This window comes from Telluria sp. AIW5 (assembly GCF_056680575.1).
On record NZ_CM155289.1, the window covers coordinates 1694880 to 1715366 of the forward strand.

The 20487-nt window shown below is 67.3% G+C and carries 16 protein-coding genes; 8 read left to right on the forward strand and 8 right to left on the reverse strand.

The features are described from left to right. Positions 1-146 precede the first annotated feature (146 nt). On the forward strand, positions 147-2084 hold the full coding sequence (locus AC1MEM_RS07530; RefSeq protein WP_499476357.1) for a diguanylate cyclase domain-containing protein: 1938 nt from the start codon (positions 147-149) through the stop codon (positions 2082-2084). Between the two features lie 20 nt (positions 2085-2104). Here AC1MEM_RS07530 and AC1MEM_RS07535 read toward each other — a convergent pair whose 3' ends face one another. After that, on the reverse strand, positions 2105-3385 hold the full coding sequence (locus tag AC1MEM_RS07535; RefSeq protein ID WP_499476358.1) for a cytochrome P450: 1281 nt from the start codon (positions 3383-3385) through the stop codon (positions 2105-2107). A 263-nt stretch (positions 3386-3648) separates the two neighbouring features. Here AC1MEM_RS07535 and AC1MEM_RS07540 point away from each other — a divergent pair, with 263 nt between their 5' ends. Then, positions 3649-4614 (forward strand): homocysteine S-methyltransferase family protein, encoded by a 966-nt coding sequence (locus tag AC1MEM_RS07540; protein ID WP_499476359.1) that lies wholly within the window; start codon positions 3649-3651, stop codon positions 4612-4614. Positions 4615-4845: 231 nt separating this feature from the next. Here AC1MEM_RS07540 and AC1MEM_RS07545 read toward each other — a convergent pair whose 3' ends face one another. Next, complete coding sequence (locus tag AC1MEM_RS07545; RefSeq protein WP_499476361.1) at positions 4846-7161, reverse strand: CHASE domain-containing protein; 2316 nt, start codon at positions 7159-7161, stop codon at positions 4846-4848. 198 nt (positions 7162-7359) lie between these two features. Between AC1MEM_RS07545 and AC1MEM_RS07550 the strand changes: the two genes are divergently transcribed. From AC1MEM_RS07550 to AC1MEM_RS07575, 6 genes are all read left to right on the forward strand, one after another. Continuing rightward, complete coding sequence (locus AC1MEM_RS07550) at positions 7360-7830, forward strand: cupredoxin domain-containing protein (RefSeq protein ID WP_499476362.1); 471 nt, start codon at positions 7360-7362, stop codon at positions 7828-7830. Positions 7831-8022: 192 nt separating this feature from the next. Beyond that, a complete protein-coding gene (locus AC1MEM_RS07555; RefSeq protein ID WP_499476363.1) occupies positions 8023-8643 on the forward strand; it encodes an LON peptidase substrate-binding domain-containing protein in 621 nt (206 codons plus the stop codon). 8 nt (positions 8644-8651) lie between these two features. Then, the gene (locus AC1MEM_RS07560; protein WP_499476365.1) at positions 8652-9401 is read left to right on the forward strand and encodes an anti-sigma factor family protein; all 750 of its coding nucleotides are present in this window, start codon (positions 8652-8654) and stop codon (positions 9399-9401) included. 588 nt (positions 9402-9989) lie between these two features. Beyond that, the gene (locus AC1MEM_RS07565) at positions 9990-11486 is read left to right on the forward strand and encodes a DEAD/DEAH box helicase (RefSeq protein WP_499476366.1); all 1497 of its coding nucleotides are present in this window, start codon (positions 9990-9992) and stop codon (positions 11484-11486) included. Positions 11487-11611: 125 nt separating this feature from the next. Further along, a complete protein-coding gene (locus AC1MEM_RS07570; RefSeq protein WP_499476368.1) occupies positions 11612-12520 on the forward strand; it encodes a hypothetical protein in 909 nt (302 codons plus the stop codon). Continuing rightward, on the forward strand, positions 12517-13149 hold the full coding sequence (locus AC1MEM_RS07575) for a hypothetical protein (protein WP_499476369.1): 633 nt from the start codon (positions 12517-12519) through the stop codon (positions 13147-13149). Before AC1MEM_RS07570 ends, AC1MEM_RS07575 begins: the two co-directional genes overlap by 4 nt. 27 nt (positions 13150-13176) lie before the next feature. Here the strand turns inward: AC1MEM_RS07575 and AC1MEM_RS07580 are convergent, their stop codons facing one another. The 6 genes from AC1MEM_RS07580 to AC1MEM_RS07605 all read right to left on the reverse strand — a co-directional run bounded on the left by AC1MEM_RS07580 (position 13177) and on the right by AC1MEM_RS07605 (position 20469). Next, a complete protein-coding gene (locus tag AC1MEM_RS07580; RefSeq protein WP_499476371.1) occupies positions 13177-14859 on the reverse strand; it encodes a histidine kinase famiy protein in 1683 nt (560 codons plus the stop codon). 137 nt (positions 14860-14996) lie between these two features. Continuing rightward, positions 14997-16223 (reverse strand): NAD(P)/FAD-dependent oxidoreductase, encoded by a 1227-nt coding sequence (locus tag AC1MEM_RS07585; protein ID WP_499476373.1) that lies wholly within the window; start codon positions 16221-16223, stop codon positions 14997-14999. A 110-nt stretch (positions 16224-16333) separates the two neighbouring features. Further along, complete coding sequence (locus AC1MEM_RS07590) at positions 16334-17314, reverse strand: lysylphosphatidylglycerol synthase transmembrane domain-containing protein (protein WP_499476374.1); 981 nt, start codon at positions 17312-17314, stop codon at positions 16334-16336. Beyond that, positions 17311-17856 carry a hypothetical protein gene (locus AC1MEM_RS07595; RefSeq protein ID WP_499476375.1) on the reverse strand — a complete coding sequence of 182 codons (546 nt, stop codon included), beginning with the start codon at positions 17854-17856 and terminating at the stop codon, positions 17311-17313. The genes AC1MEM_RS07590 and AC1MEM_RS07595 overlap by 4 nt, the downstream gene beginning before the upstream one ends. Continuing rightward, positions 17820-18323, reverse strand: a complete 504-nt coding sequence (locus AC1MEM_RS07600; RefSeq protein WP_499476377.1) for a glycosyltransferase family 2 protein — start codon at positions 18321-18323, stop codon at positions 17820-17822. The genes AC1MEM_RS07595 and AC1MEM_RS07600 overlap by 37 nt, the downstream gene beginning before the upstream one ends. A gap of 49 nt (positions 18324-18372) precedes the next feature. Next, positions 18373-20469: an ArnT family glycosyltransferase gene (locus AC1MEM_RS07605; protein ID WP_499476378.1), complete on the reverse strand. Its 2097-nt coding sequence runs from the start codon at positions 20467-20469 to the stop codon at positions 18373-18375. Positions 20470-20487: the final 18 nt, after the last annotated feature.

A 20487-nucleotide genomic window follows, 5' to 3' on the forward strand; every position in this document is an offset into this window, starting at 1 on the left:
TCACCTCTGCGATTTTGTAGGACGACGCCTACAAACAACACCTCATGCAGATAAACTTGAGGACCATACGGCTCGTCTGTAAAATTTCATAACGTAGTTTCTCGTCAACTTTTTGAGCCCGCCTTCGCCGCCGGGTTTCCCGGCCAATGCCCTTCCGCTCCACCTACTCGTTGCGCACCCTGCGCGGCACAGGCGCCTGGTTTCGCAGTGCCGTGTTGCGGCGACTCGCCCTGTGGCTGGTGATCGTGTTGCCGCTGGTATGGCTGTTCGTGGCGCATGAGGGCGGGCAGCTCGGGCAGATCGCGCGCGACGAGAGCAATCGCAACGTCCAGAACCTGGCCCATGCTTTTTCCGAGGAAGTGCGCTCGAGCATTATCACGATCGACCTGTCGCTCAGCCAGTTGCGCCTGAGCTGGGTGCGCAATCCCAGGCAGTTCGGCGCCATCGTCAGCGAACTCAATAGTCACCTGCAGGGGCGGCTGCACATGAACGTCGTCGTCACCGATGCCGAAGGCCGCCTGGTGTTTTCGAGCATCGACGGTGTGCCCGAGGGCATCGACCTGAGCGAGCGCGCACACATCGGCACCTATTTGCACGGCCCGCCCGGCGACCGGCTTTATATCGGCAAGCCGCTCAGGGGACGGCTGTCGGGAGAGTGGACGGTGCAGTTTTCACGGCCCATTTTTGATGAGGGAGGCAAGCTGACCGGAGTGATTGTCGCCGGCGTCGCCCCCAGCTATTTTTCGCGCTTCTACAACACCATCGACCTCGGCGCCGATGCCACGATCGCCTTGATCCGCAGCGACGGCATCGTGGTCGCCCGCACCACGCGCAACCAGGCCCTGGGCCACAGCGGCAAGGTACTGAGCGGCTACCCGTACACCCCTGGCAGCGGCCCCGGCGGCACTTTCCAGCGCGTCAGCCGGCTGGACGGTGTCGAGCGCCATTACGGCTGGCGCGCGCTCAGTGAATATGGCTTGCTCGTGACCGTCGGGCAGTCGGTGGTGGATGCCAACGCGCGCTATCTGCAGCAGAAGCGATTGCTGGTCTACACAGGCCTGGGTATTTCGCTGCTGCTCCTGCTGGCCGGCTGGGCCGCACTGGCCGCGGCCGACCATCGCCGCCGCGGCATCGCCTCGCTGGCGGCCGCCGAGGCGCGCTGGAAACTGGCGCTCAACGCCACCGGCGAGGGGGTCTGGGATTACAGTTTCGCCAGCGGCCTGATCACGCTGTCGCCGAGCGCCCAGGGCATCGTCGACGCCGAAAGCACCTTGCTGCCCTTCAAGCGTGCGGCCTTTGCCGCGATGGCGCATCCGGACGACACCGCCGCCGTGCTGCACGCGCTCGACGCCCATCTCGAGGGCACGACGCCCGACTTCGTGGCGCAATACCGCACGCGCCTGCGCAACGGCAACTGGCGCTGGATCCTGGCGCGCGGCCAGGTGGCGGAGCGCGACGGCAGGGGGCGGCCACTGCGCATCGTCGGCACGGCGGCCGACATCGATGCGCGCAAGATGCAGGAAGAGCAGATCCGCCACATGGCGCACCATGACGTGCTCACCGGCCTGCCGAACCGCCTGCTGTTCGGCGACCGCCTGCGCCAGGCGCTGCTCGCCGCCCAGCGCGAAGAGCACAGGCTGGCCCTCATTTTCTTCGACCTCGACAAGTTCAAGCCGGTGAACGACAGCTACGGCCATGCCGTCGGCGACCTGTTGCTGCAGCAAGTCGCGACGCGCCTGCGCACCATCCTGCGCGCGTCGGACACGCTGGCACGGCTCGGCGGCGACGAATTCGTCGTCCTCCTGCCACGGGTGGCGGGGACTGGCGACGCAAGAAAGGTCGCCGAGGATATTTTGAGAGCGCTGAACCGGCCCTTCATGACCGAGGGTTTCACGTTGCACATCTCGGCCAGCCTGGGCGTGGCCGTGTATCCGGACAACGCCGCGGATGCCGACAGCCTGCTGCGCAGCGCCGACGTCGCGATGTACCAGGCCAAGCTGCATGGCCGCGGCCGCGTGGCCGAGCACGCCCCCAGCGAGCGCGGCCCGTTGGAAACGGTGTTGATCGGCGCCGACGCCGCCTGACCGCGTTGTCAGCCTTGGTCTCAGGCCGGGCGCACGCTTTCGATCACGAAGCCGCTGGCCGGCAGTGCCGGCATGCGCGACAGGTCCACGTCCAGGTCCTGCTGCGGCACCTCGTAGCGCAGCTCGCTTGCCAGCAGGCGCAGCGCCGATCCGGTCAGCTCGACGGTGACCATTTCGCCGGGGCAGCGATGCCCCTGCGCCATGTCGCCGCCGCCTTGCGCGATCACATCGAAACCGCTGCCCTGGCGGCCCTCGAAGCGTTCCGGGCGGAAGAGCTCACCATCGGGCCAGGTCGAGGGGTGGCGGTTGGTGCCGTAGACATCCAGTAACACCCAGTCGCCCTTGTCGAACTGCAGTCCCTGCCATTCGAAGCCGGCGTTGGCGCGGCCGCCGATGGCCGGGAAGAAGGGGTAGTAGCGGCGCACTTCTTCGACGAACATGTGCAGCGCCGCATCGTCGCCGCCCGCCAGGCGCGCACGCCACTCCGGATACCTGTGCAATGCCAGCGCGCCGAACACGATGTAGCGCGCCACGGCCACCACCGGGCGCAGCACGTTGATGAGTTCGACGGCGGCATCGTCCATCGACAGCACCTCGCCGTCGGCATCAAGATGGAAGGCGATCACGGCCAGCGGGCTTTCCGGATCGGTCGGACGCCCGGCACGCACCGCGGCGATATGGTCGTGCGCCCATTGCACGGTATGCCGGCGCAGCGCCAGTCCCAGCCAGTTGCGCGGACCGACGGTGCCGGCGCCATCGATCATGGCGGAAAATTCGGCCGTGCGCAGCACCTCTTCCTCGACGCTCACCAAAGGCACCCCGGCCCAGGCGCAGGCGGCGCGGCACAGCACGGCCTGCGCTTCCTGGATCAGCACCTGGCGCCGCAGCCGCGGCCAGCGCTCGAAACGCGCCCGCCATTCGCGCTCGGCCAGCGCCACCAGCCGCGCCCGCGATTCGGGTGACTGCAGCGACAGCATCATCGCCTTGCGCACCCGGTGCATCTCGCCATCGAGCACCAGCGTGCTGCCATGGCCCTGCAAGGAGCCCAGCGCGGTCGGGGGGATTGCACCCCGGCGCGTAAAGCGTCCGGGCTGGTAGAACATGCGCGCGGCCGCTTCGCCGCGCACGCAGACGACCCGGCGCAGCATCAGGCGGGTGCCGAAGATGTCGCTGCCGAGTTCATCGCAGCGATTGCCGATGAAGCGGTAACCCTCCTCGAGCAGCGCGATGGTGTTGTCGAAGCCGGGCGCCTGCAGGATGGCGCGGTGGACGGGCAGGGCGGCGGAATGGGGCGCGTTCATGTGGTCTCCTTTTATTCCCGAGTGTGCCAGAGCGGGCGCGTTCCGAATGTGCGCTGGCGTCCGCATGGCAGCGGTGTCGCGCTTTGTACAACAGTGGCGGCCTGCGCGCGCGCCATCCGGCGAGCGGCGCGGGCGTCCGGCATCCCGCCGGCGTGTATTGCGCCGCATCAGGCGCGCTGCACGGCGGGCGGGGAACCGGGGCCGGGCCGGCGCGTTCCAAGCAAACGACCAGTCAAGAACGGCGGCATCCACCGGGAGATTTCATGCATCGCTACCGCAAGCATTTGCCGCAGCTCGAAGGCCGCCTGTTCCTCACCGACGCCGGCCTGGAAACGATACTCCTCTTCCAGCAGGGGTTTTCCTTGCCCGCCTTCGCCTCCTTCGTGCTGCTGCAGGACGCGCGCGGCCGGGCGGCGCTGCAGGCGTATTACGAGGAGTTCGCCCGCCTGGCGCGCGCCCACGGCACCGGGCTGGTGCTCGAAACCCCGACCTGGCGCGCCAATCCCGACTGGGGCCAGGCGCTCGGCTACAAGGCCCTCGCGCTGGCCGATGCCAACCGCGACGCGGTGGCGCTGCTGGCCGCGGTGCGCACCGCATGGGAAACGGCGGCCATGCCGGTCGTCATCAGCGGCAACCTGGGGCCGCGCGGCGACGGCTACCGGATCGCGCAGCGCATGAGCGCCGCTGCCGCGCACGACTATCACCTGGCCCAGGTCGCCACCTTCGCCGGCACCGAGGCCGACATGGTGGCGGCCTTCACGATCAGCTATCCGGACGAGGCGATCGGCATCGTCGACGCGGCCGCTGCCTGCGACATGCCGGTGGCGATTTCATTCACGCTCGAGCGCGATGGGCGCCTGCCCTCGGGCGATGCCTTGTCCGAGGCTATCCTGCGCACCGATGCCGAGACGGGCGGCTACCCCGCCTATTACATGATCAATTGCGCCCATCCGACCCACATCGAACCGGCGCTGGCGGTGGCGGGGCCCTGGCGCGAACGCCTGCACGGCCTGCGCGCGAACGCCTCGCGCCGCACGCATGCCGAGCTCGACGAATCGACCGAACTCGACGATGGTGATCCGGAAGCGCTGGGCGAGGAATACCTGGCGCTGCACCACCTGTTGCCGCGGATGAATGTGGTCGGCGGCTGCTGCGGCACCGACGAGCGCCATGTGGGCGCGATCGCACGCCACATGACGGGACGACCGGCGCGGGCAGCGCCGCCTTGATGCCGTTGTAGGGTGGGCATGCCCACGCGTTACGTCCGACTCTTGCATACGTGACGCCGACCGTTCGCTCACACAATATCCGGTGGACAGGAACGCTTGGTACGTGGCTGTCGGACGCAGTACAAGCTGTTTGCCACGCTCGCAGGGTGGAGCATGTGTACCTAACGCGTGGGCATGCCCGGTGAACCCGTCATTGTGGCCATTGGCCACAATGACCCCTACAAGCCCGGCTTAGTGCGCGGCCGCCGGCGGGGCCATCGGAGTCCCGGCCTCTGCGCGCGGCAGATAGATGCTGATGGTCGTGCCTTGTCCGGGCACGCTCGCGATCCGGATATGGCCGCCGCTCTGGCGCACGAAGCCATGCGCCATCGACAGGCCGAGGCCCGTTCCCTTGCCCTCCGGCTTGGTCGTGAAGAAGGGTTCGAAGGCACGCTCCATGACCTCGGGCGGCATGCCTTCGCCGGTGTCGGCCACGGCGATGCGGACGTAGTCGCCGGCCGCGAGTTCGGGGTCGACAGCCGCGGCGGCGCTGTCGACGCTCAGGTTCTCGAGGGTGATGTCGACCTTGCCCTTGCCGCCCATGGCGTCGCGCGCATTGATGACGAGGTTCAGTAACACGTTTTCCAGCTGGTTCGGGTCGACCAGCGTGTTCCACAGATCGGCGCCGTGGGCCAGGCCGATTTGCACCGATTCGCCGGCGGCGCGATGCAGCAGGCTGTCCATGCGTTCGAGCAGCAGGCCGACGTTGACCAGGTTCGGATGCAGCGGCTGGCGCCGCGCAAACGCCAGCAGCTGGGACGACAGTTTCGAGCCGCGCTCGACGGCGTCGAGGATGCTGCGCAGGCGCTTTTCGCTGTTGTTGGACGATTTCAGCATCAACTGCACGTTGGCGCTGATGATGTGCAGGATGTTGTTGAAGTCGTGGGCGACGCCGCCGGTGAGCTTGCCGACCGCCTCGAGCTTTTGCGAACGCGCCAGCGCCGTGCGCGCCTCATCGAGGCGTTGCTGGCGCAGCCGTTCCCGCGCCTCGGCTTCGCGCCGCGGCGCGATGTCGCGCAGGAAGGCGCTGGCGCCATTGCCGACTTCGGCGGGCAGGGCGGCAACGACGATTTCGACCGGCACCAGGCGCCCGTCGCGGTGGCGCGCCATCACTTCGGCCGGCTCGCCGTAGTGCACCGATGCCGGGAAACCGCGTCCGGCGGCGTCCGCCATGCCGCCGCCGTCGAGGGCGGAGAACTGCGCGAAGCCGCGTTCCTGCGCCAAGCGCTGCTCGGGCGGCACCAGCAGTTCGCCGACCTCGCGGCCGAGGGCTTCGTCGCGCGACCAGCCGAACTGCAGGGCGGCGCGTGGGTTCCAGTCGGTAATGCGCCCTTCCGTATCGATGGCGATGAAGGCGTCGTAGGTGTTTCGTAAAATCAGGTTCATGCGCACGCGCTCGGCGTCGATGCGTTCGTAGGACTGGCGCAATTCGAGCGTCATCGCGCGCGCCAGCTGCACGGCGCGGCGCCGTTCGCTGGCCAGCAGCCAGACCACCACGCTCAGCAGGAAACCGAGGCCGATGCCGGTGAAGGCGATCACTTGCGGACGGCGCGTGTCGAGCCGCTCCTCGAAGCCGGGCGAGGAGGCGATGTCGATCAGCCAGGGGCGGCCGGAAATGCGGGCCGGCAGCGTCTGGTGAAACAGCGGCTGGCGCCAGGCGACCGCGTCCTGCGAGCGGAACAGCAGGGCGTCGGGATTGGGGCGCGCACCGTCATAAATGGTCACTTGCAGGTCCGCCGCGTGGGCGCCGCCGAGGCCGCGCATCAGGTCCGCCATCCGGAACGGCGCGTAGACCCAGCCGACGATGGCGGCCCGGCGCTGGTCGATGCCGCCGATCGGTTCACCGTGGCGGTAGACCGGTACGTACATCAGGAAGCCGGGCTGGGCGCCGCGGCCTTCCTGTACCAGCACCACCTTGCCCGACAGCGCGGCGCTGCCGGTGTCGCGCGCGGCCTCCATCGCGGCGCGGCGCACCGGTTCGCTGTACATGTCGAAGCCGAAGGCGCGCAGGTTGCGCCCGGTGAAGGGTTCGATATGGGTGATCGAGGTGACGAAGTCGCCGGCCGGCTGCGGGTGGACTTCGTAACTTTCGAAGCCCTGCGCCCGCAGCGCCGCCTGGTGCGCCGCCAGCCGTTCGCGCGGGATGATGCTGGCGATGCCGAGCGCCTCGATGCCCGGGAAATGTTCCTGCAGGTTCTGGGTGCGGAAATACTCGGCGAACTCCTCGCGGCCGATGTCGACGCGGCCGCGCATGAAGCCGCGCGCGGCGCGCAGCACCTGTTCGTAGACGGCCATGCGGCGTACCGTCGTGTTGACGAGGTCGCGTGCGCGGTAGTCGAACTGGGCGGCGAGGTCGGCCGCGGCGTCCCGGCGCGCGCTGCTCCACGCGCCATAGGTGAGCAGCATCGATACCAGGAACACGAAGCCGGCGAGGATCAGGGGTCCCCACCCCTGGCGGACAGCGGCGCCGGGGATGGGGAGGGTCTCGTCGGGTTCTGGACGTGGCATGTAGTGGGAGTCGGTGTGCGGCAGGATGATCGGATGGCGTGGAGACTGAGAATACGCGGCAATGCCCTGTGCAGGCGCACGCAATGGCACGTAATTGGCGCGTAATGGCGGCTTGCCCGCCTGTCTCGCCGGCGTGTTTGTTTGCATAATACAATATCTGCAATGCTACAATCCGCCGCCGCATACCGACCGTCCCCCATGAATTCCCCCCATCCGATCCTGCGCCGCCACCGGCTGCCGTGCGCGCTCATCGGCGCGCTCCTGCTGACCCTGCTGTGGGGCGCGCTGGCGCCGCTGCGCACGCCCAGCCAGGAGCGCAGCTTTACCTTTCCCGCGCCTGGTCCGAGCCCGAGTCCGGGCGCGCAGCGCGCCATGGCGCTGCCGCGCGCGATCCGCCTGACGCTCGGCGTGCAGGATGTTTTATTGCTGCGTAACCACGACCGCCGGCCCCATGTGTTCGGGCCGCTGCAATTGCTGCCGGGCCAGGAATTCAGGCTGCCCTTCGAGCAGGCAGGCACCTATGCCGTCGCCTGCCCGGACGTGGCCGGGGGCACGCTGACGGTGCAGGTGGTGCGCCTGCCCGATCCCGGCTGGGATCGCTTGCGCTGGCGCTTCGAGGCGCTCGGCCCGGCCTTGCGCACGCTGCCGCTGGTCGCGCCCCAAGGCTGATCTCCAGCGGACGGCGGGTTCGATACGGCGCGCATGATGCACGCGCCACAACTGTCTGCGCACGGCTCCCCCCAGCACACCATGGCACCCGGTTGATTGTCCGGAAAACGGGCGCGGCAAGGTCCGAAGACGGCCCCGTCCGGCGTCCGCAATCGTGCTGCGGTCCGCCGGGCGATTCTGTCATGATGGGGCATGGCCACGATTTCCCTTCCATTGTTCCCACTGAGCACGGTGTTGTTCCCGGATGGGGTGCTGCCGCTGCAGGTCTTCGAGGCGCGCTACCTCGACATGGTCAGCCGTTGCCTGACCGAGGACACGCCTTTCGGCGTCGTCCTGCTGACCCAGGGACATGAAGTGCGCGCCCGCGGCGGCGCGCCCGAGCGCTTCGTCGAAAGCGGCACGCTCGCCACCGTCTGCGACACCACCGCCACCACGCCCGGCCTGTTGCAGGTAGTGTGCCGCGGCGGCACGCGCTTCGAAGTGAAGTCCTCGCAGCAGCGCCTGAACGGGCTGTGGATGGCCGAAGTCGAACTGGTCGAGGACGACCATGCGGTGCGCATTCCCGCCGAGCTGCAGGGTGCTTCCGACGCGCTCGACCGGGTGCTTGCCTCGCTGCACGACGTGCCGCAGGAGCGCTGGCCGGTGCAGCCGCCGTTCCGGCTCGAAGATTGCGGCTGGGTAGCGAACCGCTGGTGCGAACTGCTGCCCCTGCCCAACACCCAGAAGCACAACATGCTCATGCTCGACAATCCGGTCATCCGCCTCGAACTGCTGCACGATGTGCTGGACGAACATGGCTTGATCACTTCCTAGCGCCTGCCATGAAATTTTCCGACGAACTCTTGATTGCATTCGTCAACGGCGAGTTGGCCGAGCCGGCACGTGCCGCCGTCGAACGCGCGCTGCGCGCCGACCCGGCCATTGCCGCGCGCGTCGCCCAGCACCGCGCCCGGCGCAGCCGCGTGTATGGCGTCGTGGCGGGCGGACGCGACAGTGGCGCCCACGCGCATAATCATGGCGCTCCCTGCGGCGCCAAGGTGGTGCAGCTGGACATGGTGCGCGCGGCCCGCAACGGCGCGCCGCCACCCGCGCCGGCGCCCAGGCCGGCCTGGACGGTGCGCCATTGGAGCGCGGTCGCCGTGGCGCTGGCGGCCGGCGCGCTGGCGGGCGGCCTCGGCTGGCAGGCCTGGCAGGGCGAAGCGGAGCTCGCTTCCCTCAGCGGCGCCGACGGCGCGCTGGTCGCGCAAGGCCACCTGGCCTCGGCCCTGAGCGCGCAGCTGGCCAGTCCCGGACCCTCGGGACGGGTGCGCATCGGCATCAGTTTTCTTGCCAAGGATGGCAAGTATTGCCGCAGCTTCGTGATGGACACGACCGCCGGCCTGGCCTGCCGCGATGGCGGGCAATGGAAAATTCCGGTGCTGGCGCAAGGCGCCGCGGGGGCGGCCTGGATGGATGGCAGCGGCCTGCCGCCGGCTGTGCTCGAGGCCATTGACGGGCGCATCGACGGCACCCCGCTAGGGCCGGCAGCCGAGCGCGCCGCCAAGGAGCGCGGCTGGAAACGCGAAGGATAATGCTCCGGTTCCGGAGTAAAACGACTCCATCACCGGAGCCAAAGCCACAGCTTCGAAAGGCCGGTCAGGCGCTGATATCGGGCTGCGTGCCTGAGGTTTCCTGCGGCTGATAGGTCTGCTGCACTTCCTGCGCACGCGACTGCTGCGCCGCGTCGGGCGCGCTGGACGCTTTTTCCGCCTCGCTCGCCTGCTTCCTGACAGCAGGGCGGGAATGTAAAGCCGGGTAAAGCGGAGTTTGATAAAAGGACAAGTGCGGGGCAAGTGCGCGGCAAGCGCATGGCCCGGTTCGTGCATGATTCCATATACACTGCCGTGGATTTGAGGTAACCTTGAGGGCGATATATTGTGTCTCTACGTCCGCGCTGCCGGTTTTGCTGGCGCGACGTGCCACCGAGCCGGCCACTGGCCGTGCCCCAGCCGGCGGCTCACCCGCCCCTCCAGGAGTTGTCAGTGCCTGCCACGCCTGCTGGGCTCGCGCGGTCAGGCCGAGGCGCCTTTGCCCGTAGAGCAAATTGATGTAAAGGGACGCCGACCAGAGCGCCACGCGCCGTGGTGCAGTGGGTCGAACCCTTAATTCGGAAAAAATGAATGTCTGAACTACCGCTGAACAACGAAGCCGGGGCTGCCGCACCGAGCGTGACTTTTGCCGATTTCGGCCTGGCGCCTGAAATCCTGCGCGCGCTGCTTGATCAGGGCTACGTCCATCCGACCCCGATCCAGGAACAGGCGATCCCGATCGTGCTGCAGGGCCGCGACGTCATGGGCGCCGCCCAGACCGGTACCGGCAAGACCGCCGGCTTCGCGTTGCCGATCATCCAGCTGCTGCTGGCCCACGCCAGCAGCAGCATGTCGCCGGCCCGCCACCCGGTGCGCGCGCTCGTGCTCGTGCCGACCCGCGAGCTGGCGGTGCAGGTCGCCGAGAACGTCAAGGCCTACGCCCAGCATACGCCGCTGCGTTCGACCGTCGTCTTCGGCGGCATGGACATGAAGGGCCAGACCGTGGCCCTGAAGGCCGGCGTCGAGATCGTCATCGCCACGCCTGGCCGCCTGCTCGACCATATTGAACAGAAAAACGTCAGTCTCGCGCAAGTGCAGATGCTGGTGATGGACGAAGCGGACCGCATGCTCGACATGGGCTTCCTGCCCGACCTGCAGCGCATCATCAACCTGCTGCCGAAGAAGCGCCAGAACCTGATGTTCTCGGCCACCTTCTCGCCAGAAATCAAGAAGCTGGCCAACAGCTTCCTGGACCAGCCGGTGCTGATCGAAGTGGCGCGCAGCAATGCCACCGCCGAGAAGGTCACCCAGGTCGTCTACAAGGTCGAGGAAGAGCAGAAGCGCGACGTCGTCGAATTCCTGATCCGCCAGCGCGAACTGAAGCAGGTGATCGTGTTCTCGAACACGAAGATCGGCGCTTCCCGCCTGTCGCGCCACCTCGAGCAGACCGGCATCAAGGCCTCGGCGATCCACGGCGATAAAACCCAGCAGGAACGCATGGCCGCCCTCGAGGCGTTCAAGCAGGGCGAAATCGAAGTGCTGGTCGCGACCGACGTCGCCGCCCGCGGCCTCGACATTTCCGACCTGCCGTGCGTGATCAATTTCGACTTGCCCTACAACGCCGAGGATTACGTGCACCGCATCGGCCGTACGGGCCGGGCCGGCGCTTCCGGCGATGCGCTGTCGGTGTACACCGAGAAGGACGAGCGCCTGCTGGTCGATATCGAAAAGCTGATCAAGCAGACCATCACGCGCGGCGAGCTGACCGGCTTCGCGGTGCGCCCGCGCGGCCGCGATGCCGAACGTGGCGAACGTGGCGAGCGCCCGCAACGCACCGAGCGCGGCGAACGCACCGAACGCGGCCCGCGCCGCAGCGAAACCGGCAGCAGCGAGCGCGCCCCGCGCAGCTATGGCGCCGGCCCGCTGCCGCGCCGCGAGAAGGTCGATCCATGGTTCCTGAAACCCTACGAGCCGGCCAATGCACCGCGCCAGGAAGCCGGCACGAACGTGTCGAACACGGCGTCTTCCAAGCCGAAGCAGAAGATCGCCGCCTTGCTCGGCGGTTTGCCGAAGCAGCAGCCGCAGTAAGCAAGGCCCGGCGCGACTGCCGGGCGCTTGCCTGACGTGCCTGCCGCTTCTGGCAGTTGCGTACCGATCGCGGCGCCCCACAGTGGGCGCCGCTTTTTTTTGCCTGCTCACTTACTCATGACAGCATGACGCAAAAATCGACTTTCCCCTGGTATGTCCTGGTCACGCTGGTCGTCGGCACGCTGTTGGTCGCCATCAAGGCCGAGCTGGTCCGGACCACGTCGGTCGACCTGGCCCACAATTACGCGCTGGTGTTGCGCCTGAGCGAGCACTGGCAGCTGGTCCCGAACGACCCGACCCTGGGCGAAATGAATATCTATCCGCGCGCCAGCCACATGGCGGCCGCGCTCATGGGGATGCTTGCCGGTTCGCCTTTCCTCGGCATGCACCTGGTCTCGCTGGTATCCGTGGTCCTGCTCTGGCTTTCCTGCGTGGCGATCCTGTACGCGGCGCCGAACCGCACCGGCCCCTTCAATGCGCTGGTGCTGGCGGGCGTGGTCCTGCTGAACTTTGGCGCCTTCCGCATCCACGGCGCCGAGATCTCGGGCAATTATTACTTTGCGCAGATGGTCGCGCAGTCGCTGGTCTTCGTGGCGATGGCCCTGGCGGTGTGGATGGACGGGAAGCTGCACCGCGCCTGGATCTACCTGCTCCTGCTGGGATTTATTTACCTGGCGACGAGCGTCCACCTGTTACCGGCGGTCGAGCTGCTGGGCCTGCTGGCCGGCCTGGCCCTGCTCGACGCGGTATTCGCGGACGGGGCGCCGCGCGCGCGCCTCGGCGGCGCGCTGTTCTCCATCGCAGTGGCGGCGGCGGGCGTCGCGATCGTCGTGCTGCACCCGTCCTTTGCCGCCATGCGCGCCATCGGCAGCTTCAACGCCGGCATCGGCCTGGGACCGCTGCGCCCGCTCTGGTCGGTCGTCATCGTCAGCCTGGGCGCACTGGCGTCGGCCCTGTCCCTGCTGCGCAGCTGGTACCGCGAGCGTGCGGGCCATGTCGTCCACAAGTACCGGGGATGTACGGCGCGGCCGTGACCGGCCTGTTCCTGCTGCAGGTGGTGCTGAACTTCTTCCATCTCGGTTCCGAATACGCCGCCAAGAAATATGCCTTCGGCCTGGTCAGCTTCCTCTTCCTGCGCCTGGCCCTGTGGCTCGGTCCCAAGGCCCGAGTCTGCATCGAGCCCCGCCCGCGGCTGGGACGGTTCTGCAACAGCCCGGCAGGCTGGGTGCTCGTGTTCGGGCTCGCCCTGGCCGTCACCGTCGCCGGCGCTGCGCGCACCCGCCGTTCGATCGATACCATGGGCGTGGTCGCGCTCGAGCGCCAGCTGCTCGCCCTGCACGCCGCGGCCTTGCCGGCGCCCGCGGCAGGCAAACCCAACCTGGTGATCGACACGGCGGGCATGCCGGATGTGATCGACTACATGTTCTCGATCGCGGTGGCGCGCACGCCGCGCGAGGTCGCGCTGGGGGCATTCATCGGCGGCGAAGCGCTCAAGCCGGTGTCGCAGCCCTCGCAATACGGCTTCATCCTGTCCTCGCGCGGCCATTCGCGCTTTGCCGGCGCCGAGGGCTGTTCGACCTTGCCGTCGGGCCCGATCCTGGTGCTCGACGGCGCCTGCGTCGAAACAAGCAAGGGTGCGGCCGGCGCCGCGGCCGCACGCTGAACGGCCCGCACAAGCCGCCGCGCCTCGTTACCCGGCCGATGCCGGCAAGATCGCCCGCACCCGCGCCAGTAAATCTTCCTGGCGATAGGGTTTGCCGAGGATGTCGAGCCGCTGGCCGCGCGCCGCCGGCAACTCGTCCATGTAGCCGGTGGTGACGAGGATCGGCGTGCCGGGCCGCCGCGCCCGCACCTGGTCCGCCAGTTGCAAGCCGTTCATCCCGCCCGGCATCATCACATCGGTGAACACCAGGTCGACTTCTCCACCTTCGTCGAGCAGGCTGAGGGCGTGTTCACCGCTCGGCGCAGAAACCACGGCATAGCCTGCGGCGGCGAGCATCGTCTCCGCCAGTTCGCGCACGTCCTCGTTGTCCTCGACCACCAGGATGCGCGCCTTCGCGCTTTCCTGCGCGGCGTCGGTGTCGTCCGGCGCCTCGGCCGCCGCGCCGCGCGTGGTGTCGACCGGGAACACCATGTGCACCGTCGTGCCTTGTCCGGGCGCGCTGTCGATCTCGAGGCGTCCGCGCGACTGCTGCACGAAGCCGTGCACCATCGCCAGCCCGAGGCCGGTACCGGGCCCCTTGGTCGTGAAGAAAGGCTCGGTTGCGCGGCGCATGACTTCCGGCGCCATGCCTTCGCCTTCATCGCTGATGCAGACGGCAACCTGGCCGGCGCCCGGATCGTTGGCGGCCGGACCGTCGCCGCCCAGCACGGCGGTGCTGACGCGCACGCGGCCGCCGTTCGGCATGGCGTCGCGCGCATTGATCAGGACATTGAGCAGGGCCATCTCGAAATGCGTCGGGTCGAGCTTGCATGCGGGCAGGCCGGGCTTCAGGTCGAGCTGCAGGTCGACCCGGTCGCCCAGGGTGCGCACCAGCAACTCCGAGAATTCGACCAGCAGCGCATTCAGGTTGACCCGCTTCGGTTCGAGCCGCTGCTTGCGCGCAAAGGTCAGCAGTTGCTGGGTCAGCTTGCCGGCTTTCATGGCCGCGCGCTGGGCGCGCCGGATCGGCTCGGCCGCGCCGCCGGGCTTGTTCAGCGTGAGCAGGGCCAGTTCCAGGTTGCCGTTAATTACTTGCAGCAGGTTGTTGAAATCGTGGGCCATGCCGGCCGTCAGCTGGCCGATCGCTTCCATCTTCTGCGCCTGCAGCGAGGACTGCTCGTTCGCGCGGCGCTGGGTGATGTCCATTTGCGAGGCGAAGAAATACAGCAGCTCGCCTTCCTGGTCGAAGATCGGCCCGATGTAGAGCGCATTCCAGAAGGGCGTGCCGTCGGCCTTGTAATTGAGGATGTCGAGGGCGATGGCGCGCCGTTCGGCCAGCGCCGCGCGGATCTCGGCGACGGTGTCGGGATTGGTCTGCGGCCCCTGCAGCACACGGCAGTTGCGCCCGAGGATGTCTTTCTCCTCGTACAGCGTGAGGTCGAGGAAGGCGCGGTTGGCGAAGACGATCGGGTCGTCGGGCTGTCGTGGGTCGGTGACGATCATCGGCATGCGCGTCATTTCGACGGCGGCAAAGAAGACGTTGCCGCGGTCCTCGAAACCGGGTTCTTCGATGTAGCCTGCCTGCCAGTGCTTCATGCCGGTGCTGCCGCCGAGCGGGTTGTAGGTGCTGCCCTCGAGTTCGCCGTCGGCGGGCACGCCGACGCTTTGCCCATCGCCCTGGAGGTCGAGCGGCTTGCCTGCGTTGTCTTCGGGAGTGGAGCCGGTTGCCATGGGATTCCTTTGCGCGACGCCGCCCCGGCGCCTGGCCGGGACAGCATGGTGATGCTGCATCTTCGCGCAAACCGACAAGCGGGACTGTGCGGCGCTTCACGCTGGCGCCCGCCCGGCAGGCACTCCTTATTCCTGCGTCATTGCTGCCCGAACAGGCCGGCGAGCCGCAGGCCGAGCCGGCGGCCTTCGCGGATCGCGTAGTTGGTGCCGCGGTCTTCCGGGTAGATCTGCGCCATCGAGCACAGGTGCAGGCCCGCCTGCGGAGCGTCCTGCGCCGGGATCAGCGCGCTGTAGTGTTTCTCGACAACGGGCTGCGACCAGCGCGCGCGCCACAGGTGGTGGGCCTGGATCCAGTCGCGCCGCAGCGCCGGGAACATGGTCTGCATGTAGGGCAGGGCGTAGTCGAGGAACTCGTCCGCGTTCATCGCGTACAGGCGGTCGGTGTGCGGCAGGTATTTCGACAGGTAGACGATATGGCGCCCGCCACAGGTTTCCGGCCGCTCGAAATTGGTGTGTTCGATCACGCCCACGAAAGGGAAGCTCGGCTCGTTGACGTTGAGCCAGTAGGTCTTCGAGAGCGGACGGTCAAGCTCCAGCACGAGGCAGACGTTGCCGATGTAGGCGATGCGCTCCAGGCTGGCGAGGTAATCCGGCGCGGCCCAGCCGCGCAGCATGCCGGCCACCAGCGGCAGCGCGGTCGTGGCCACCACACGGTCCGAGCGGATCGTTCCCTGGTCGGTGACCGTCTGCCAGCGGCCGTCCACCGGCACGATCTCCGCTACCCGGGTATTGAGTTCGATCTTGCCGCCGAGCGCTTCGATACGCCGCGCGAGCGCCTCGGCCAGGGCGACGAAGCCGCCCTTGAAATAGGCCAGCCTTTCCTCGCCACCCTTGCCGCGGCAGCTGCCCCGAAGCTTGAGCTTGTTCCAGAACCAGACCGCCGACACCTGTTCCGCATAGGGACCGAATTTGCCCTTCAGCAGCGGCTGCCAGACGATGCGGTAGACATTCGCGCCGCCCAGTTCCATCAGCCATTCGTGCGCGGTCTTGTTCTCCAGAACTTTCCAGTCCTTGACGCGGCGCGCGCGCAGGGCCAGCAGGCCCAGCCGGATGCGGTCAAGCAGGCCCAGCGGCGTGAAGTTCAGCAGGTCCCAGGGCGTCGACAGCTTGAAGAAATTGTTGGCGTAGTAGACGCCGGTGTTGGTCGGGCTGATCTCGACCCGGTCGTTCAGTCCCAGCTCGTCGATCAGGCCCATGACTTCCTGGTCGTTGGTGAACCAGTGGTGGTAGAAGCGGTCGAGTTTTTCGCCGCCGACGTCGAAGGCCGCCGCCAGGCCCCCCAGTTCGGGTTCGGCTTCGAGCACCGTGACCTTGACGCCTTTCCTGGCCAGTTCATGGCGGTCGCCAGGCCGGTGAAGCCGGCGCCGACGATCGTTACCTGCGTGTTGCCGGAAATACTCATTCTTGGATTGCCTCAGGTTGTACACGCCGGCTTGCGGGATGCAGCAGCAGATAGAGCCCGCCGGCCAGGGTAGGCGGCAGCCACAACAGCATGTGCACGAGCAGCGCACAAGCGGTCGCCCCGGCCGCCGTGTTGCCCATTTCCGTCATCGCCTTGACGGTGAAATAATCGAAGGTGCCGACATAGCCGGGCGTGCCCGGGATCAGGGTCGCCAGCGTGCCGACCGGCAGGGCCAGCCAGCCAGCCAGCCAGCGGCGCCGCGACCGACGGCAGGGCCAGGGCGGCGCACCAGAACACACAGCCTTCGGCGCTCCAGGCCAGCACCGACCAGGCGACCAGCTGCAGCATGGTGCTGCCGCGCGCCAGGTGCTGCAGCGTCGCCAGGCTCTTGCCGATGCCCGCCAGCAGCTTGGCGCCCGGACCCGGCGCGATCCGCGCCACGGCGCGCCCGGCGCCCAGCGCGAGCGGGGCGAAGGCGCGGGGCAGCAGCAGGACGGCCAGGATGGCGCAGGCGAGCGCGACCAGCACCAGGCTGCCGACGCCGGCAAAGCGGCTGGTCTCCATGCCGAACAGCGCCAGCGTCGTTCCCAGCAACACCAGCACCATCAGCAGGTCGAGCAGGCGCTCGACGAACAGGGTGGCCACGACCGTGCCGGAACCCGTGCCGAGGCGCGCGTTGAAGGCAAAGGCGCGCAGCACGTCGCCGGCGCGCAGCGGCAGTACATTGTTGGCGGCGAAACTGCCCAGCAGCGGGCCGGCGCAGTCGCGCCAGCGCAGCGCCGGATTGTCGATGCGCAGCATGACGCGCCAGCGCTGGATGCGCGCCGCGTAGCCCGTACAAAAGGCCGCCAGCGCGGCGCCGATCCAGGTACGATCCGCGCCGCGGAATGCTTCCCGGATCTGGCCGGCGTCGATCTGGCGCAGGATCAGCCACGCGAAAAACACGGCGCATCCGGCCCCGCCCAGGAGGCGCAGGCTGTTCTTTCCCGTCATTGCTGGTTTACCTCGGGACTGCGTACCACGGGACTGCGCGACAGCGCCGGGCCTCCCTCAAAACCCGCATATTCCTCGACCACGTACAGCGGGCGCTTCTTGACTTCGTTGTAGATGCGCCCGATGTACGCGCCCAGGATGCCGACGCTGACCAGTTGCACGCCGCCGATGAACAGCACCGCGATCATCAGCGCGGTCCAGCCTTCGACCCAGATGTTCGTGAACAGGCGCAGGTACAGGGCGTACACGATGCCGAGCATGGCCAGGCCGCCGCACAGCAGGCCCATGGCCGCCGATATCTGCAGCGGCCGGGTCGAGAACGAGAGGATGCCGTCGGTTGCGAAATGCAGCATCTTGCGCAGTGGATATTTGCTCTGCCCGGCGAAGCGCTCGGCGCGGCGGTAGGGCAGGACGGTCTGTTTGAAGCCGACCCAGCTGACCATGCCGCGCACGAAGCGGGCGCGCTCGGGCATGGCGCGCAGGGTATCGACGACGTTACGGCTCATCAGGCGAAAGTCGCCGGTGTCGAGCGGGATCGGCACTTCGGACAGCTTGTTGAGCAGGCGGTAAAAGCCGCGCGCGGTCGCCAGCTTGAAGGCCGATTCCCCGGCCGTTCGGTGCGCGTACCGTAGACCACGTCGAAGCCTTCGCGCCATTTGGCCACCATCTCGTGCATGACTTCGGGCGGGTCCTGCAGGTCGGCGTCGATCAGGACGACGGCATCCCCGCGCGCCGCGTCAATGCCGGCCGTCACGGCGATCTGGTGGCCGAAGTTGCGCGCAAAGCAAATGAGCTTGATGCGCGGGTCGGCGGCGGCGAATTGCTTGAGCAAGCCGCGCGTACGGTCGCGGCTGCCGTCGTCGACGAAGATCACCTCGACGGCGAGGCCGCGCAACTCCGCGCAGAACTGCCCGATCCGCTTGATCGTTTCCCCGATGACTTCTTCTTCGTTATAGCAGGGGATAACGACCGACAGGAGCCCGGTTTCTGCCTGGGGGGTGCGCTGCAAGATTCATGGCTGGCCTTATGGAGCGTGTTGCCTGTCGGTCGGCAGGCCCTTAGTCGTTGGCAAGGGCTGCCGGCGCGGAGGTGATCGTCATCCTGCTGAAACCGATTCCCAGCGTCCGGGAATCCTCGCCATTGCCGAGCGATTGCGGCGACGTTGGTTTCGGGATGTGGATCTTGACGACCCGTTGCGTTCCATCGGTCTTGAAGTCCAGTTGCACTTGCTGTTTCGCTTTCTGGAATTTGACCATATGCGTTTCCGGCCCGATGGTGACCGCAACGTCTTCGTTTGCGTTCGGACCGTAGGCTTCAGCCAGCAAGCCCAGCGAGAAGTGACGGGGCAGTGGGTTCTTGAAATGAAGCTCGACGTCCGCCCGGTCGGACCACCGGCCCCAGGGTTCGGCGCCCGACAAGCCGACGACGCTTTCGAGGAATTTGCTGTCGGGTGAAGAAAATTCCATGGCGAAATTTGTTGGCAGCTGAGTATTCAGTTCGATGATCGAAAATTCCGGCGTCCTGACGCGTACCTCGGCCCCGGCGGGCGTCGGATAATCGCCGAGGGCGAGGAGCCAGCCTGTTTCAGGTGGCATGTCCTTCAGGTCGATTGCCGTGTGCTGGGGCGCCACGTGCTGCCAGATGTGCCGGTTGTCGACGTGGAACTGCGCCCGGAAGACACCGCTCGCGTCCGAACCGACGATACCCAGCTGCCCCCGTTGCGGCTCGCTCAGGTAATGACGGGTGACGATGCCGGCGCGATCGGATTGCGACTCCGTACCCCATGACTTCACTTCCTGATTGATGGCGATGTTCGACAGGACGGTGAACAAGGGCATGAAGATATAGAAAAACACGCGCGCGCCTTTGCGGCGGTCGAACGTCCATGCGGCCAGGCTGGCCAGCGCCAGGGCGCTCAGCCAATAGAACCAGTTACGGTGGCTGGTCATTCCCTGCAGCTCGGGGCTGTCGACAAAGCTGGGCGTGTACGGCTGCCACAAGGTCGCGACGCCGTACACCATGACGAGGCCGATAACGACCGCCAGCACGCTTTCGACGATGGACGGGCGGGAGCGGCGCGCCGGATCGCCGCCCAGCTGGGTCGCCGCGATCATCGTCAGCAAAGGGAATATAAAGTTGTAATAGCGCATATGCAGGCGCACGTTGGTCTCTTGCCCGCCACCTGCGACGGAGGCGGTGAAACCGACCGTGACCGCCAGCAGGGCGAGCAGGACCAGGATGGTGTAGACCGTCAGGGCGCCATGCCGGTTCTCCGTGTCGCCCATGTTACGGGAGACGGCTTGTCCCGCCAGGGCTGCCAGTGGAAGCCCGAACAGGAGCGCGAGACCGATGACATGGCCCTTCAGGTTGAACAGGGCCAGCGGCAGGAGTGTCGCGAGGCGAACGTGGGTTGCCCCTGAATTGGCTGCCTGCGCGCCATACAGGGCGCCGAACGGACTCAGGCCGTTCGTCCCCGCGCACAGGTAGCCGAAACCGAAGCGCACGACGGCGGCGCTGGCAAGCGCCAGCGCAACGAGGAGCAGCGCCTTGCCGATGCGGCCCGCGGCGTCGCCGGGACGGGCGTACACGGCGTACATCAGGAAAAGCGCCACGCTCGGAAACAGGAGCAGGGCGTGTACCTTGATCAGAGCCAGGATACCCAGGACCGCGCCGGTCTGGATCGCTCGGGCTTGCCCCGGGCTTTCGTGAAACCGGAAGGCCGACCAGCTCAGCAGCCAGAAACAAAAATAGTACAGCGACTCCGGCATGAAGTAGGCCGTATAACTGTTGACTGGCCCGAAAATCGACAGCAGTGCGACCGCGCTCGCAATCGACGGACTGAGGAAGCGGCGGCCGACGAGATAGACCAGGGGCGCGGCTGCCACGAAGAAGCCGACGTTCATCAGGCGTGCGCACTCGAGGAACCCTGTGCCGCATGAGGCCGTCGCCCTGGACAGGACGAGATACAGATAGGACGGTATCGATACTTCCGCCAGCGGGAACAAGCGCGAAAAACTGCTGTAGTACCACTCGTCGGCCATGACCACCGGCTGCAAGCCGGTATTCCTGAAAATCAGGTAGGCAAGCGCGATCATGATGCAGGCGAACCAGGCAGCCCGGAGCTTGCTGCCCATCGGGGCGTATTGTTTATTCATGAGCTCAATTCAGATGAG